This is a genomic window from Nocardia sp. NPDC049935, from assembly GCF_055586645.1.
Window position 1 is genome coordinate 237563 of the sequence record NZ_JBVJHV010000005.1, and the last position, 14499, is coordinate 252061.

General features: G+C 68.9%; 17 protein-coding genes. 5 read left to right on the forward strand and 12 right to left on the reverse strand.

The features are described from left to right. The first annotated feature begins 6 nt into the window (after positions 1-6). Positions 7-1722, forward strand: coding sequence for a type VII secretion protein EccE (gene eccE / locus ACZ6SF_RS20975; RefSeq protein ID WP_466063848.1), 1716 nt, complete (start codon positions 7-9; stop codon positions 1720-1722). A 171-nt stretch (positions 1723-1893) separates the two neighbouring features. Here eccE and ACZ6SF_RS20980 read toward each other — a convergent pair whose 3' ends face one another. Both ACZ6SF_RS20980 and ACZ6SF_RS20985 read right to left on the reverse strand, forming a co-directional pair. After that, positions 1894-2451 (reverse strand): NADPH-dependent FMN reductase, encoded by a 558-nt coding sequence (locus ACZ6SF_RS20980; RefSeq protein ID WP_466063849.1) that lies wholly within the window; start codon positions 2449-2451, stop codon positions 1894-1896. Positions 2452-2476: 25 nt separating this feature from the next. Next, positions 2477-3286, reverse strand: a complete 810-nt coding sequence (locus ACZ6SF_RS20985) for an S-methyl-5'-thioadenosine phosphorylase (protein WP_466063850.1) — start codon at positions 3284-3286, stop codon at positions 2477-2479. 127 nt (positions 3287-3413) lie between these two features. Here ACZ6SF_RS20985 and ACZ6SF_RS20990 point away from each other — a divergent pair, with 127 nt between their 5' ends. After that, positions 3414-3767, forward strand: coding sequence for a metal-sensitive transcriptional regulator (locus ACZ6SF_RS20990; RefSeq protein ID WP_466063851.1), 354 nt, complete (start codon positions 3414-3416; stop codon positions 3765-3767). 92 nt (positions 3768-3859) lie between these two features. Here ACZ6SF_RS20990 and ACZ6SF_RS20995 read toward each other — a convergent pair whose 3' ends face one another. From ACZ6SF_RS20995 to infA, 9 genes are all read right to left on the reverse strand, one after another. Next, entirely contained in the window at positions 3860-4687 is an 828-nt protein-coding gene (locus tag ACZ6SF_RS20995) for an LLM class F420-dependent oxidoreductase (RefSeq protein ID WP_466063852.1), read from the reverse strand. Between the two features lie 101 nt (positions 4688-4788). Beyond that, complete coding sequence (gene truA, locus ACZ6SF_RS21000; RefSeq protein ID WP_466063853.1) at positions 4789-5664, reverse strand: tRNA pseudouridine(38-40) synthase TruA; 876 nt, start codon at positions 5662-5664, stop codon at positions 4789-4791. 99 nt (positions 5665-5763) lie between these two features. Continuing rightward, entirely contained in the window at positions 5764-6276 is a 513-nt protein-coding gene (gene rplQ / locus ACZ6SF_RS21005; RefSeq protein WP_466063854.1) for a 50S ribosomal protein L17, read from the reverse strand. A 49-nt stretch (positions 6277-6325) separates the two neighbouring features. Beyond that, on the reverse strand, positions 6326-7384 hold the full coding sequence (locus ACZ6SF_RS21010) for a DNA-directed RNA polymerase subunit alpha (protein ID WP_357422148.1): 1059 nt from the start codon (positions 7382-7384) through the stop codon (positions 6326-6328). A gap of 117 nt (positions 7385-7501) precedes the next feature. Beyond that, the gene (rpsD, locus tag ACZ6SF_RS21015; protein WP_450002067.1) at positions 7502-8107 is read right to left on the reverse strand and encodes a 30S ribosomal protein S4; all 606 of its coding nucleotides are present in this window, start codon (positions 8105-8107) and stop codon (positions 7502-7504) included. Between the two features lie 22 nt (positions 8108-8129). After that, a complete protein-coding gene (gene rpsK / locus ACZ6SF_RS21020) occupies positions 8130-8543 on the reverse strand; it encodes a 30S ribosomal protein S11 (protein WP_030522613.1) in 414 nt (137 codons plus the stop codon). Positions 8544-8553: 10 nt separating this feature from the next. Beyond that, complete coding sequence (rpsM, locus tag ACZ6SF_RS21025; RefSeq protein ID WP_030522614.1) at positions 8554-8925, reverse strand: 30S ribosomal protein S13; 372 nt, start codon at positions 8923-8925, stop codon at positions 8554-8556. A gap of 191 nt (positions 8926-9116) precedes the next feature. After that, the gene (gene rpmJ, locus ACZ6SF_RS21030; protein WP_025347279.1) at positions 9117-9230 is read right to left on the reverse strand and encodes a 50S ribosomal protein L36; all 114 of its coding nucleotides are present in this window, start codon (positions 9228-9230) and stop codon (positions 9117-9119) included. A gap of 106 nt (positions 9231-9336) precedes the next feature. After that, complete coding sequence (gene infA / locus ACZ6SF_RS21035; protein WP_003418601.1) at positions 9337-9558, reverse strand: translation initiation factor IF-1; 222 nt, start codon at positions 9556-9558, stop codon at positions 9337-9339. Between the two features lie 1202 nt (positions 9559-10760). On the opposite strand from infA, the gene ACZ6SF_RS21040 reads away from it, so the two are divergent. Continuing rightward, on the forward strand, positions 10761-12341 hold the full coding sequence (locus ACZ6SF_RS21040) for a MinD/ParA family ATP-binding protein (RefSeq protein WP_466064081.1): 1581 nt from the start codon (positions 10761-10763) through the stop codon (positions 12339-12341). Positions 12342-12379: 38 nt separating this feature from the next. Here the strand turns inward: ACZ6SF_RS21040 and ACZ6SF_RS21045 are convergent, their stop codons facing one another. Continuing rightward, positions 12380-12796, reverse strand: coding sequence for a DUF4254 domain-containing protein (locus ACZ6SF_RS21045; protein WP_466063855.1), 417 nt, complete (start codon positions 12794-12796; stop codon positions 12380-12382). Positions 12797-13051: 255 nt separating this feature from the next. Between ACZ6SF_RS21045 and ACZ6SF_RS21050 the strand changes: the two genes are divergently transcribed. Together ACZ6SF_RS21050 and ACZ6SF_RS21055 are read left to right on the forward strand one after the other, a co-directional pair. Continuing rightward, positions 13052-13858: a GntR family transcriptional regulator gene (locus ACZ6SF_RS21050; protein WP_466063856.1), complete on the forward strand. Its 807-nt coding sequence runs from the start codon at positions 13052-13054 to the stop codon at positions 13856-13858. Positions 13859-13861: 3 nt separating this feature from the next. Next, positions 13862-14476 (forward strand): GNAT family N-acetyltransferase, encoded by a 615-nt coding sequence (locus ACZ6SF_RS21055; RefSeq protein ID WP_466063857.1) that lies wholly within the window; start codon positions 13862-13864, stop codon positions 14474-14476. Positions 14477-14499: the final 23 nt, after the last annotated feature.

Here is a 14499-nt window from a genome sequence, read left to right on the forward strand (position 1 = left end):
CCAGCCATGACGCGACGTGGGCGCAGCCTGCTGTTCGGGCGTATTTCCATGCGCAACCTGCTGATCGCGCAGGTGCTCGCACTGGTCGTCGGAACCGTCCTGCTGATCGCGGGACTCGATCCGTGGATCGCGCTGGGGGTCGCGGTGGTCACCGGGCTGATTCCGCTGATCCCGGTCGGGCGCCGGGTGCTGCTGGACCGGATCGGCGACTGGTGGAATTTCCGGGCCCATCGGGAGTACCGGATCGGCGACAGTGACGATTTCCGCGGCCCCGACGACCGCTCCCTCGGGCTGTACTGGGACGAGAGCCGCGTGGTCGCGGTGGTCGAGGTGCTCCCGCCCCGCGGCGGTCTCACCCGCATCGACCGCGCCGCGGTGCACGCGTCCCACCTGCTGCCGATGGCCGAACTGGCGACCTGTCTCGCCCAGCACGACATCCTGCTCAGCGGTATCGACATCATCAGCCACGGTCACCGCAGCCGCTCCGGTACCCCCGCGGGCGCCATCTACGAATCCCTGCTCGGCCCGCTGCCCGCCACCGCGCATCGCACGGTGTGGCTGGCCATCGGCTTCGATATGGTCGACTGCCCCGGGGCGGCCGCCCGGCGCGGCGGCGGCGACGAGGGCGCCGCGCGTTCGGTGACCATCGCGACCCAGCGGATCGTGCGCACCCTCGAGGACGCCGGCTGCGGTTCGCGCGTGCTGACCGCCTCCGAGATCCGGGCCGCGGTACGCCAGGTCATCCACGGTGCGGACGCCCGCGATCTCACCCACCGGTGGCGCTATGCCGAACTCGGCAACGGGGTGAACATCGGCGCCGCGATCGATCCGCGCCAGCTGGGGTCGGAGATCCTGTCACAGCTGTGGGTGGCCGAATCCCGGGGCACCACCGTGGCGGTACGCCTGCGCCCCGGCAACACCGCCGATACCGTGCATATCGGCGCCGCGTGGCGGTCGACGCTGCGCGAACTGCCGGAGAAGTCGTGGACCAAGGGCATGGTGTCGTTGAACGGCCGCCACCGCGACAGCCTGCTCGCGCATCTGCCGATCGGCATCCCCGATCTGGAGGATGTGGTGCCCACCGCCGAGTACCCGATCGAGGTACTGGACGCGCTGGCGCTGCCGTCGTCGGGCTGCGGCCAGCTGATCGGCTCCGACGACGAGGGCAACGGTGTGGCGCTGCGTCTCATCGGCGCGGGTATCTCGGCGGTGTACGTGGCCGGCGAGTTGTATCTGGCCCAGCAGCTGGTGTTCCGCGCGCTGGCGGTGGGCGAGCGGATCCTGGTCCGCACCGAACGCCCGCACGCCTGGTACCAGCTGATCGAGACCATCGGTAACCCGGATCGGCTGACGCTGGCGGTGGAGATGCACCAGTCGGACGCGGGATTCACCGCGACCGTGGTGGACGGCGTCCTCGCCCCCGCACCGCACGCCGGTATCACCACCATCTACGTCACCGGTGACCCCATGGGCTGGCCCGCCACCAAACCGGACCTGTCGATCCAGCAACCGGGCGCCATCGGCACCCGCGTGGTTCTCCGTACCGCGACCACCCAGATCCCGCTGAACCTGGTCTCCATCCCCCGCGAGCACACATACATCGGCGAACCCCGCACCCGCCAGGCCCCACCCCAGGGCGCCCGCCCCGCCGCACCCCCACAGCGCCAGCAACCGCACCGCCCCCAACACCCCCACCCCCACCCCCAACCCCAACGCCGCTGACCCCGGACCCCCACCCCCTCCGAACAGTCACCCCCGCCAGGGCGGGGCCCGCCCGGTTCTGGAGCGACCAGAGGAAGGGAGCGCAGCGACCGCCCGCCGGGAGTGAAGAACCGGGATGCCAGGGCCCCGCCCTCGAGCGGCGGAGCCGCTCCAACATCACAGCCCCCGCAATTACCCGTATGGTTCGGCCGCGCGGGCATTGCGCAGCGCACGCCCCCACCACCCCAACTGGTCGAGCAGCCGTTGCGCACTGTCCACGGCCGCCCCGTCCGCGGTTTCCCCGTGCGCGTCGAACTGTTTGCGGGCGCGATGGAAACTCACCGATTCGCGCATCGACACCATATGGATCTCCGCGACCACCTGCCGGAGCTGTTCGACGGCCCGCAGCCCCCCGGAGAGCCCGCCGTAGGAGACGAACCCGATCGGCTTACCCCGCCACTCGTATTTCGCGCTGTCCAGCGCGGTTTTCACCGATGCGGGATAGCCGTGGTTGTATTCGGAGGTCACCGCGACGAACGTGTCCGCGGCGGCCAGCCGGTCGCGGAAGCGCTGTGTCGCGGCGGATTCGGTGAGATCGGTGGGCAGGTCCGCGTACATCAGGTCCAGGACACCGGTATCGAATTCGGGCCTGGCCCGGGCGGTGCGCACGAACCAGTCGGCGACCACCGGAGCGAAGCGCTCGGGCCGGACGCTGGCGACGATCACCTCGAGGCGAAGCGGCGTATCCACGGCACGAGACTATCCCGGCCCGGGCTCACGGCAGGTCGAACGGCAGCGCGATGCCGGCATGTACCCGGCAGTGCTCGCAGGTTCCGGTTTCGGCGACCCCGCTCACCGCGCGGCGGACGAGTTCTTTGAACGGCCCGATATTGCGTTCGAATTCGGCGAAGACCTCGGAGGCCTTCACACCTTCGCCTTCGGTCACCCCGGCGTCCAGGTCGGTGACCAGGGCGACGGCGGCGTAACACATCTCCAGTTCCCGGGCGAGCACGGACTCGGGGTAGCCGGTCATATTCACCAGCTCCCATCCCTGCGCGGCGTACCAGCGGCTTTCGGCGCGGGTGGAGAAGCGCGGACCCTGGATCACCGCCATGGTCCCGTGCGGATGGAGAGGCAGATCGGTGTCCGCGGATTTCACCGCGATCTCCCGGAGGTCGGGGCAGTAGGGGTCGGCGAAGGAGACGTGGATGCCGTTGCCGTCGAAGTAGGTCTGCTCGCGGCCCGAGGTGCGGTCCACCAGCTGGTCGGGAACGACCACGGTGCCGGGCCCCCAGTCGGGGCGCAGGCTGCCGACCGCGCACGGAGCGAAGATCCGCCGGACCCCGAGCGATCGCAGCGCCCACATATTCGCCCGGTAGGGCACCGTATGCGGCGAGTACTCGTGCCGGCCGCCGTGGCGTGGCAGGAAGGCGACCGGACGGCCCTCCACATCGCCGACCGCGATGGGCGCGCTCGGTTCCCCGTACGGTGTCTTCACCGCGACCGCGTCCGCGGCGCCGTCGAAGAAATCGTAGAATCCACTACCGCCGATAACGGCCAGGGCGGGCCGGTCCTTGGAAGTCATAGTGCTGATTCTCCCGGGTCCGGTGCGCGGACGCACAGCGGAGGCGCACCCTGAAGGACACGAGCCGGTGAGTGTACCCTATGGGGGTATAGAGAATTCCTCTCGACCGGTGCAGAGGAGATGAGCGGTGACAACCGAATCCCAGCCCGCCGACAATGCCGCGGAGTCGGCCGGCGGCGACGCTTCCCACGACCACGCGAACCACGGCTACATCACGGCCAAGGACGACTACCTGAAACGCCTGCGCCGGATCGAGGGCCAGGCGCGGGGGCTACAGCGGATGGTCGAGGAGGAGAAGTACTGCATCGATATCCTCACCCAGGTCTCCGCGATGACCAAGGCGCTGCAGGCCGTCGCGATGGGCCTGCTCGAGGACCACATCAGTCACTGTGTGGTCGATGCCGCGGTGGCCGGGGGCCCGGAGGCCGAGGCCAAGATCAAGGAAGCCACCGACGCCATCGCGCGCCTCGTCCGTTCCTGACCGCCCTACCCGGGTAGGGCGGCGCACCGTGCGGTCCGCGGGGCGGCCGAACCGCGGGCCCGGGCCGCCGTACGCCCGGGCCCGGACCGGTGTCAGGCCTGCTGGGTGAGCAATGGGGCGAGCGCACGCAGCGTGGCGAGGTAGTCCTCGCCCAGCGGCTGCAACGCCAGGTGGTCGGCGCCCGCCTCGATATGGGCGCGGACCTGGGTGGCGACCTCCTCGGCCGAGCCGTGGACCGCCAGCGCGTCGAGCAGGGTGTCGCTACCGGGCTTGGCGATATCCTCGTCGGTGTAGCCGAGGCGGCGCAGGTTGGTGGTGTAGTTGCGCAGGCCGAGGTACATGGTCACCACCGAGCGGCCGGTCGCGCGGGCGCTGTCGGGGTCGGTGTCGATCACCAGTTTCTGTTCCGGGACCAGCAGCGCGTCGCCCAGGATCTCCCGGGCCTGCGCCGTATGCGGCGGGGTGGTCAGGTAGGGCAGCGCGCCCGCGGTACGGTCGGCCGCGAGTTTCAGCACCTTCGGCCCGAGCGCCGCCAGCATGCGACCCGCCTGCGGGACCTTCGCCTCGTCCAGTTCGTCGAGGTATTCGACCAGCGCCTCGTAGGGCGACCGGTAGGGCTTGTCCGCCTCGGGATGGCCACAGCCGATACCGAGCACGAAACGGCCGGGGAAGCGCTGCTCGATGCGGTGGTAGGACTCCGCGATCTCACCGGCCGGCGCGGTCCAGATATTGACGATGCTGGTGCCGACCTTCAGTGTGTCGGTGGCCGCCAGCAGATCCTCCACCACCGGCAGATCCGAGGTCGGGGACCCGCCGAGCCAGAGCGCCCCGTAGCCGAGCCGCTCGATTTCCGCGGCGGCCTCCGGGGTGAAGAGTTTGTAGTAACGCCATACGCCGTAGCGTCCGAGATCGATCGTCATATCCAGCGCAACCTTGTCGTCGGTGGGTTCTGTTCCACGACCGACCCTATCCGCGCCGGACCACCGGCCGTCGCGCCGCGAGATCGTGTTTCCCGATACCGCTACTCGCCCCCGCAGCATCCCCCGGACGGCACCGCCCGGGTCTCCCGGGTCTGCGCGTTGCGGGCGGCGAGTTCCGAATCGGGCGGATAGTCCACCGCCACCAGGCTCAGTCCGCGCGCGGGCGCGACCGTCACCGCGCTCGACCGCTGCCGTTCGTTCAGCAGTCCCGCCACCCATTCCGGAGTACGCCGCCCCTCCCCCACCGCCAGCGCCGCCCCGACCAGGCTGCGCACCATCGACCAGCAGAAGGCGTCCGCGCTGACGTAGGCGTCCAGCCGGTCCCCGCGGCGCTCCCAGTCGTAGCGCTGCAGTTCCCGGATCGTGGTCGCACCCTCCCGCCGGCGGCAGAACGCCGCGAAATCGTGCAACCCCAGCAGACTGTGCGACGCCGTGCGCATCGCGTCCAGATCGACCGGCCGCCAGCCCACCACACTGCGGGCCGACAGCGGGTCGGCGCCATGGGGGGCGGTGGTGAGGCGATACACGTAATGACGCCGTATCGCCGAGAAACGCGCGTCGAATTCGCCCGGCGCCGGCTGTATCCCGGTGATGCGTACATCCCCGGGCAGGAACTTCGCCATCCGGTGGATCAGCTTCGCGGTATCCACCGCAACGGCGGAATCGAAATGCGCGACCTGCCCCTCGGCGTGCACACCGGCGTCGGTGCGGCCGGCGACGGTCAGCTGGACCGGCTCCCGCAGCACCTTGCCCAGCGATTCCTCCAGCACCCCCTGCACGGTCCGCAGGCCCGGCTGGCGGGCCCAGCCGGTGAAATCGGTTCCGTCGTAGGAGATATCCAGTCGCCACCGCGTCACCGGCGCGGAATCCGCCGCTGCCGAATCGCTTTCGGGTACCGGCGCCCGTTCGCTCACCATATCCTCCTCCGGAAACGGGACGAGCCCGCCGCCCCTGATGGGCGGCGGGCTCGTCGACGAACCGGGGTGGTGCGGTGCGGCACCTCCCCGGCAAACGTATTACGCCTTGTCGTCGGCCTTTTCCTCGGCCGCGGCCTCATCGGCCGGAGCCTCGGTGGCCTCGGCTTCGGTCTCGGTGTCGGCCTCGGGGGCCTTCTCCTCGACCTTCTTCGACGCGGCCACCCGGCGCGCGCGATCGGCCTCGTTGGTCACGGTCTGTTCCCGGACCAGCTCGATGATCGCCATCGGGGCGTTGTCGCCCTTACGCGGCAGGGTCTTGATGATCCGGGTGTAGCCGCCCTTGCGGCCCTCGAACGACGGGCCGATCTCGGCGAAGAGATCGTGCACGACGTCCTTGTTCCGGATCACCCGCAGCACCTCGCGGCGGTCGGCCAGGGTTCCGGCCTTGGCCTTGGTGACCAGTTTCTCGGCATAGGGGCGCAGCGCCTTGGCCTTGGCCTCGGTGGTCGTGATCCGACCGTGCTCGAAGAGCGCCGTGGCCAGATTGGCGAAGATCGCCTTCTGGTGCGACGCCGACCCGCCGAAGCGAGCACCCTTCTTGGGCTTGGGCATTGTGGGTTCTCCTTGGTAAAGACCGTTCCGGGGCGCCTACCCCGTCGGCCTAGAGCTGTTCGGTTTCGGCGTAGTCCTGCTCGCCGCCGTTGTCGTCGCTGAAAGTGCCGCTGTCGGACCAGGTTCCGGTGCTCGCGTCGTAGCCGACCACGCTGGACGGGTCGAAGGACGCGGGGCTGTCCTTGAGCGAGAGGCCCAGCGCGTGCAGCTTGACCTTGACCTCGTCGATGGACTTCTGGCCGAAGTTGCGGATATCCAGCAGATCCGATTCGGTCCGCGCCACCAGCTCGCCGACCGTGTGCACACCCTCGCGCTTCAGGCAGTTGTAGGACCGGACGGTGAGGTCCAGATCCTCGATCGGCAGCCCGAAGGAGGCGATGTGATCCGCCTCGGCCGGGGAGGGGCCGATCTCGATACCTTCGGCTTCGACGTTCAGTTCGCGGGCCAGGCCGAACAGTTCGACCAGGGTCTTGCCCGCCGAGGCGAGCGCGTCCCGCGCGCTGATGGAGTTCTTGGTCTCCACGTCGAGGATGAGCCGGTCGAAGTCGGTGCGCTGCTCGACACGGGTGGCCTCGACCTTGTAGGTCACCTTGAGCACCGGCGAGTAGATCGAATCCACCGGGATCCGGCCGATTTCCGCACCGGTCGCCTTGTTCTGCACCGCCGGAACGTAACCGCGACCGCGTTCGACGACCAGCTCGATCTCGAGCTTGCCCTTGTCGTTCAGGGTGGCGATATGCATATCCGGGTTGTGCACGACCACACCCGACGGCGGCACGATGTCATCGGCGGTGACGGTCCCCGGGCCCTGCTTACGCAGGTACATGGTGACCGGCTCGTCCTCTTCGGAGGACACGACCAGGCCCTTGAGGTTCAGGATGATGTCGGTGACATCTTCCTTCACCCCGGGCACGGTGGTGAACTCGTGCAGAACGCCGTCGATGCGGATGCTGGTCACCGCGGCCCCCGGGATCGAGGACAGCAGGGTGCGCCGCAGCGAGTTACCGAGGGTGTACCCGAAACCCGGCTCGAGCGGTTCGATGGTGAACTTCGACCGGTTGTCGGCGATGACCTCTTCGGTGAGGGTCGGACGCTGGGAAATCAGCATAGGATCAATCCTCCTGTTTTGGGCGCCCGCTATTTGACGCCTCGTTAGGGGTTGTGCGGACCGTCGGGGCGACGGCCCGCACCAGCGGCGCAGCGTTCGCGCCGAGTAGAACTCGAATTACTTCGAGTAGTACTCGACGATCAGCTGTTCCTGCAGCGGCACATCGATCTGCGCGCGTTCCGGCAGCGAATGCACCAGGATGCGCAGCCGGCCCGGGATGACCTGGAGCCAGCCGGGGACCGGACGGTCACCGACGGTCTCCCGCGCCACCTGGAACGGCAGGGTCGGCAGCGACTTCTCCTTGACATCGATGATGTCGTACTGGGTGACCTGGAAAGAAGGAACGTTGACCTTCTTGTTGTTCACCAGGAAGTGGCCGTGGCTGACCAGCTGGCGGGCCTGGCGGCGGGTACGCGCCAGACCGGCGCGGTACACGACGTTGTCCAGGCGGGTCTCCAGCAGACGGAGCAGGTTGTCGCCGGTCTTGCCCTTGAGGCGGTTGGCCTCTTCGTAGTACCGGCGGAACTGCTTCTCCATGACGCCGTAGGAGAAGCGGGCCTTCTGCTTCTCCTGCAGCTGGAGCAGGTACTCGCTCTCCTTGATCCGCGCGCGGCCGTGCTGGCCGGGCGGGTAGGGGCGACGCTCGAAAGCCTGGTCACCGCCGATCAGGTCGACGCGCAGGCGACGCGATTTGCGGGTGATGGGTCCGGTGTAACGGGCCATTGTGCTCTACCTTCCTTCCCGCTTAGACGCGACGCCGCTTGGGCGGACGGCAGCCGTTGTGGGGCTGCGGAGTGACATCGGAGATCGTGCCGACCTCCAGGCCGGCGGCCTGCAGCGAACGGATCGCGGTCTCGCGGCCCGAACCCGGGCCCTTGACGAACACGTCGACCTTCTTGACGCCGTTCTCCTGCGCCTTGCGGGCCGCGTTCTCGGCGGCCAGCTGCGCGGCGAACGGGGTCGACTTGCGCGAACCCTTGAACCCGACGTGACCCGAGGACGCCCAGGAGATGACGTTGCCCGAGGGGTCGGTGATCGACACGATCGTGTTGTTGAACGTGCTCTTGATATGCGCGTGGCCGTGGGGAACGTTCTTCTTTTCCCTGCGACGCGACTTCTGGCTCTTCTTCGGGCCGGAGGCCCGGGACTTCGGAGGCATTCGCTATCCCCTACTTCTTCTTGCCGGCGACGGTGCGCTTCGGGCCCTTGCGGGTGCGCGCGTTGGTCTTGGTGCGCTGGCCGTGGACCGGGAGACCGCGACGGTGCCGCAGGCCCTGGTAGCAGCCGATTTCGATCTTGCGTCGGATATCGGCCTGGACCTCACGACGCAGGTCACCTTCGACCTTGAGGGACGAGCCCTCGATGTAGTCACGCAGCTGCGTGACCTGCTCATCGGTGAGATCCTTCGAGCGCAGGTCGGGGCTCACGCCCGTCGCGGCCAGGATCTCCTTGGAGCGGGTACGACCGACGCCGTAGATGTAGGTCAATGCGATCTCCATACGCTTCTCGCGCGGGAGGTCGACGCCCATGAGACGTGCCATCTGGCAGTTTCCTTAACTGTCGCGGAGGTCTGCTCCCTGTCCGTCCCCTCGTCTGGTGGGGCCCCGGCCTCCGGTCCGGGGGTAGGCGCGCACACCTTCCGGGTCACCCCGGAAAAATCCTCAGTGTGCGGCTGGCGCTGGGAGTTCTTCTGTGTGCCAATCCGAACTACGTTCGGTGCTCGGCGCCGGTGTCAGCCCTGCCGCTGCTTGTGCCGCAGGTTGTCGCAGATCACCATGACCCGGCCGTTACGCCGGATCACCTTGCACTTCTCGCAGATCTTCTTGACGCTCGGCTGAACCTTCACGTCCGTCCAATCTTTCGTTGTGGCCCACACCAGGGGTGTGGACACAGTTGACCCCGGCCGGGTACGACCGGGGAAATCTCGGGTGAGCGAACCGGGGCCCGCTCGTTCACTTGTAGCGGTAGACGATCCGACCGCGGGACAGGTCGTACGGTGACAGCTCGACGACGACACGGTCCTCCGGCAGGATGCGGATGTAGTGCTGGCGCATTTTGCCGCTGATATGCGCGAGGACCTTGTGCCCGTTCTCGAGCTCGATCCGGAACATCGCATTCGGCAACGGCTCGACAACCCGCCCCTCGACCTCGATGGCCCCGTCTTTCTTCGCCATATCCTCCGCGATCCCGGTTACACTCAACCTGGTCTGATTACCTGGTACTGCTCGATGAACCGGCCGAGACGCGCGAGTTCGGGCCGCGAGGCGGCCCACACTGCGCTACGGTGACCCCACAGCAGCTGATCACCAGAACCGATCGCATGCGAACAGGCGGCGCTTTGATACACCGCCTGGTCAGCTTACCGGTAGGTCTGGGATCGGGCAAAAAGGGGTACCCGGGCCCGTGCGTCACGCACGCCGGTGGTGGCTCCCCGGCCCCGGGTGGAACGGGACTTGTCGCGTAAACTGGCGCTGTCCGAGGTCGACCATTCAGGAGGGGACCGGTGAGCCGCAGCAACGACGGCCTCCCCATGCTGCCACCATGGCTTGCCGACACCGAGGTCGCCGAGTCCGCGCAGGGGAATTTCCGTAATTACGAGCCGCCGCCGGTAGAGAACCTCCCGCAGGACGAGGTGATCCCGGAGACTCCCGAACCCGCGAACGGTTTCTTCAACCGCCGTGGCCGCGGCGACGAGCGCGCCGCCGACGGCGACAAGAAGAAGGGCAAGAGCTGGTTCCGCAACAAGGACCGCGACGAGCCCTCGCTGGAGGACCGCGTCGGCCCGCTGCTCCCCGGTAGCAACGGGCCCCGGCCCTCGCAGCGCAACAATTGGGCCGAGCAGACCGGCAAGCACGACTGGGCGCCCCAGGCCCCGGCCGACCAGCCCGCACCGCCGCCGCAGGCCGACCCGTCCGCCGGTCTCCTCCGGCCGGCGCCCGAGCAGAGCGCACCGCCCCCGTCGTATCCCGCCACGGGCGATCCGTATCGCGCCCCGGAATCCGCACCGCAGTGGGGTCCGGGAACCGAGGGCGGCCATCCGGGCCCCGCTCCCGAACGGCCGCTGGATACGCCCCCCGCGCCGCCGTCCTTCGAATCCGGGCCGCCCGGCTTCGATACCGGGCAGCAGGCCCCGTTCCAGGCCCCGGCCGAGCAGGCACCCTTCCGGGCTCCCGCCGAACAGGCCTCCGCGCCGAGCCTGCCGGTCCGCAACCCGAGCGAGCCGGCGCCGGAGTTCGACCGGCTGCGCCCGCACCATCCGATCCCGCCGGAGAACGCGCAGCGACCGGACACCCCGGGCGAGACATCCTGGTCCGAGGGCCCGGCGCGAGCCCCCGAGAGCACACCCGCACGCCCCGACCTCCCGCCACCCCCGCCGTTGCCGGATCCGCCCGCGAACACCGGGCAGCAACCGTTCCAGCGGCTGCCCGATCTCCCACCCGCACCGGCCGAGCCACCGCGCTCCCCGGACGCGGAAGCCGCGAACACGGGGGCGAACGGCGTCGCGGCCGATCCGGCTCCCGCCGATTCCGGCCCGATCCCGCAATCACGCTGGGCCGAGGCGCCCGCACCCGCACCACCGCCGGCGCCACGGCACGGCCAGGCCGAGCCGGACAGCCGGGAGCACTCCGAGGCCGGACCCGACCGCGGCCCCGCGCCGGCACCCGCGCCGGAGAGCCGGCCCGGCCCGGCGGATCAGGGCACCCCGACCTGGCGGGCGCCGGAAGCCCCGGCCCCCTCGGCCGGCGACGGCGGTCCCCACTGGCGTACACCCGAGCAGCCCCCCGCTCCCGGGCCGCAGCAGCAGGCGCGCCCCGCCCAACCGGCCCCGCCGCCGCACTACGGCCCCGCTACCGGCCGGCCCGGCCCGAACCCGTATCCGAACACCCCGCCACCCCATCAGTGGCAGCAGCCCGCACCCGGTCCCCAGCACGGCGGGCCACCGCCGAACAACGGGCAGGGCATGCCCCCGGCCGCGCAGTGGCAGCAGCAACAGCAGCACCCCGGCCAGTTCGGCGGTCCGGGCGCCGGCGGTCCGTCACTCGACGACGTCGCGGTGCGGCGCGCCAAGAAGCCGGCCGGTCAGGGCTGGCGCAAAGTGGTCCATCACGCATCCGGCGGCCGGATCAATCCGGGTATGTCCGCCGAGGAGCGGCGCATGCTGGAACTCGTGGCCCGGATCCGCCAGCCGGTCCGCGGCGACTACCGCATCGCGGTGCTCTCGCTGAAGGGCGGCGTCGGCAAGACCACCACCACGATCGGACTGGGGTCGACCTTCGCCTCCATCCGCGGCGACCGGGTGATCGCGGTCGACGCGAACCCCGACTTCGGCACGCTCTCCCAGCGGGTTCCCATGCAGACGCGTTCGACCGTGCGCGATCTGCTGCTCGATCCGGCGATCCAGCGGTACTCCGATGTCCGGCGGCACACCTCCCAGGCGACCAGCCGGCTGGAAGTGCTGGCCAGCGAACGGGATCCGGCCGCCTCCGAGGCATTCAACGAGGACGAGTACCGGGCCGTCGCCCGGATCCTGCAGCGGTTCTACAACATCATCCTCACCGACTGCGGTACCGGGCTGATGCATTCGGCGATGGCCGGTGTCCTGCAACTCGCGCATTCGCTGGTGCTGATCTCCCCGACCGCCATCGACGGCGCGCAGAGCGCCTCGGCCACTCTGGACTGGCTGTCGCTGCACGGCTATCACCATCTGGTGCAGAACGCCGTGGTGGTGATCAACTCCCCGCGGGACGGGACCCCGAATATCGACGTGCAGCAGTTGCGTCAGTACTTCCTGTCGCGCTGCCGGGCCGTGCATATGATCCCGTTCGACCCGCATATGTCCGAGGGCGCCGAGATCGACCTGCCGCGGCTGAAGAAGGAGACCAAGCGCGCGTACGTGGAACTGGCGGCCACGGTGGCCGACGATTTCACGCAGAGCTACCGGTCGCACCCGAGCTGACGGACCGAGATTCCGCGGCGGCGGACCGCCGCGGATTCTCACCACTCCGGCAGTCGCCGCCTGCCTGCCAGCACATCGCCCACCAGCGCGTCGTAGGCATCGGCCAGCTCGGCCAGATGATGCCAGGCGCTGTGGAGCAGTTCGTCATCCGCGTCCAGGGTCATCAGCGCGTGATGGGCCCGGACGGCCGATTCCGCCATCCGGTCGATGATCGCGCCGATGGTCTCGGTGTGGAGGGTGACCCCTAGCCGATGCTGGGCGACATTGCGTCCCACCCAGTCGTCGATCGCGAGCACCAATTCCATCCGGCGCCTGTCGATCTCGACCAGGCGGTCGGGATCGGTGACGATCGAGCCGCCGCGCCCCACCAGCCTGCGCTCGTGGAGAACCGCCAGATCGCGGGCGTACCAGAGCAACTGCCCTCCGACCACCCGGTGCCCGCGCGCGGCTCGCACCAATAGGTCGGAGTTCGGCAGCGGCCCCGGAGGCCTGTTCTGCGCCAAAGGATCAGCGCCCCGCTGGGCGCTGGGAAGAGCCATTACGACTGTTGTATCCGAACCTGTCACGGTTGCCTCGCCGTTCATCGCCGCACAACACCGGGTCAGTACGTTGATTACAATAAACCGCAGAAGTCCACTGTCAAGCGATACAGGCCCCCCGCGACACGAAAAGCGTACACTTCGTTACCTGAAGACCACCCGAGGAGCACGATGGCGGACGGTCCGACGTATCGACGGATCGCGGACCACCTCCGCGAGGAGATACGAGCAGGCACCTGGCGACCGGGGGATCGTCTACCCAGCCATGCGGAACTCGCTGAGCGGATGCAGGTTTCGCTCACCACCGCGCGTAACGCGATCCAGTTGCTGGTCACCGAGAATCTTGTCTATACCGCTACCTCGCGCGGCACCATCGTCCGCAGCCAGGAAGTACTGGAATCGGTGATCACCGATCACATCCGCCCCGATCGGCCGCGCGCGACCCACGATATCTTCGAGGAGATCGCCCGCGCCGCCGGCCGGATCCCGGCCAAGGAGTTCAGCGCCCGGATGGAACCGGCGAGCCGGCAGGTCTCGCGGTGGCTGGGAATTCCGGTGGACTCGTGGGTGCTGGCCCGGACCGTGGTGCAGTTCCTGGACAACGAGCCGTGGTCCTGGGAGGTGAGCTTCTATCCGCGAGATCTCGCGGAGGCCACCGGTATCGACTCGCCGCACGATATACCCGAGGGCACGACACGCCGGCTCGCCGAACGAGGTCACGGCGAGACCGCCCACCGCGACACGCTCGTGGCGCGCCCCGCCGCGGCGGAGGAAGCGGCGGTCCTGGGCGTCGCGATCGGTACGGTACTGCTGGACCATCTACGTATCGGCGCCAATCACGAACGGATAACCCGGGTCACCCGGCACCGCTCCACCGCCACCAGTAATCGCCTCGCCTACGAACTGGGCGACGCGGAAGGTACAGCGGTCATTCGTGGCGTGCTGGATCAGACCGATCGGTCTGGGATATGGTTCTAGCCCATGACCGTGCAGATTCGGCCGGCCGCTCTCGATGACTTGGACCTGATCTGCCGCCTGCGGCTACAACGTGCGACCTGGCTCGCGGCCCGCGGCTCGGACCAGTGGTCCACCGAGTCGTCCGGCCTGTCCATCGACTACTTCTCCCGTGTCGTCGCCCGGGCGCTGACCTCCGGTGAGACCTGGATCGCCGATGTCGACGGCGAACCCGCCGGCACGATCACCGTCAACGATCGCGCCGACCGGGGACTGTGGAGCGGCGCCGAACTGGCGAATTCGCTGATCGTGCACTACCTCATCGTGGACCTGCGATTCGCCGGACACGGTGTGGGACAGCGTCTGCTGGCGCATGCGGGCGCACTCGCCCGGACCTACGGGCGCGAATGGGTCCGCCTGGACGCCTGGACCTCGAACGCCGACCTGCACATCTACTATCGCCGGGCCGGATTCCGGTTCGTCCGGGTCGCGGCCCCGGACAGTCCCAGCCCTTCGTGCGCGCTCTTCGAACGCCATATCAAGAGCTGGCTGCTCGACGACGATCTGCTCGGCGCGCGGCCGTCCGCCTTCCCGATGACACCGCTGAACCGCTATCCGATCGTCCTGCCCGTATTCGGCTGACCCGCGTCCGCCGCGGTCCGGTG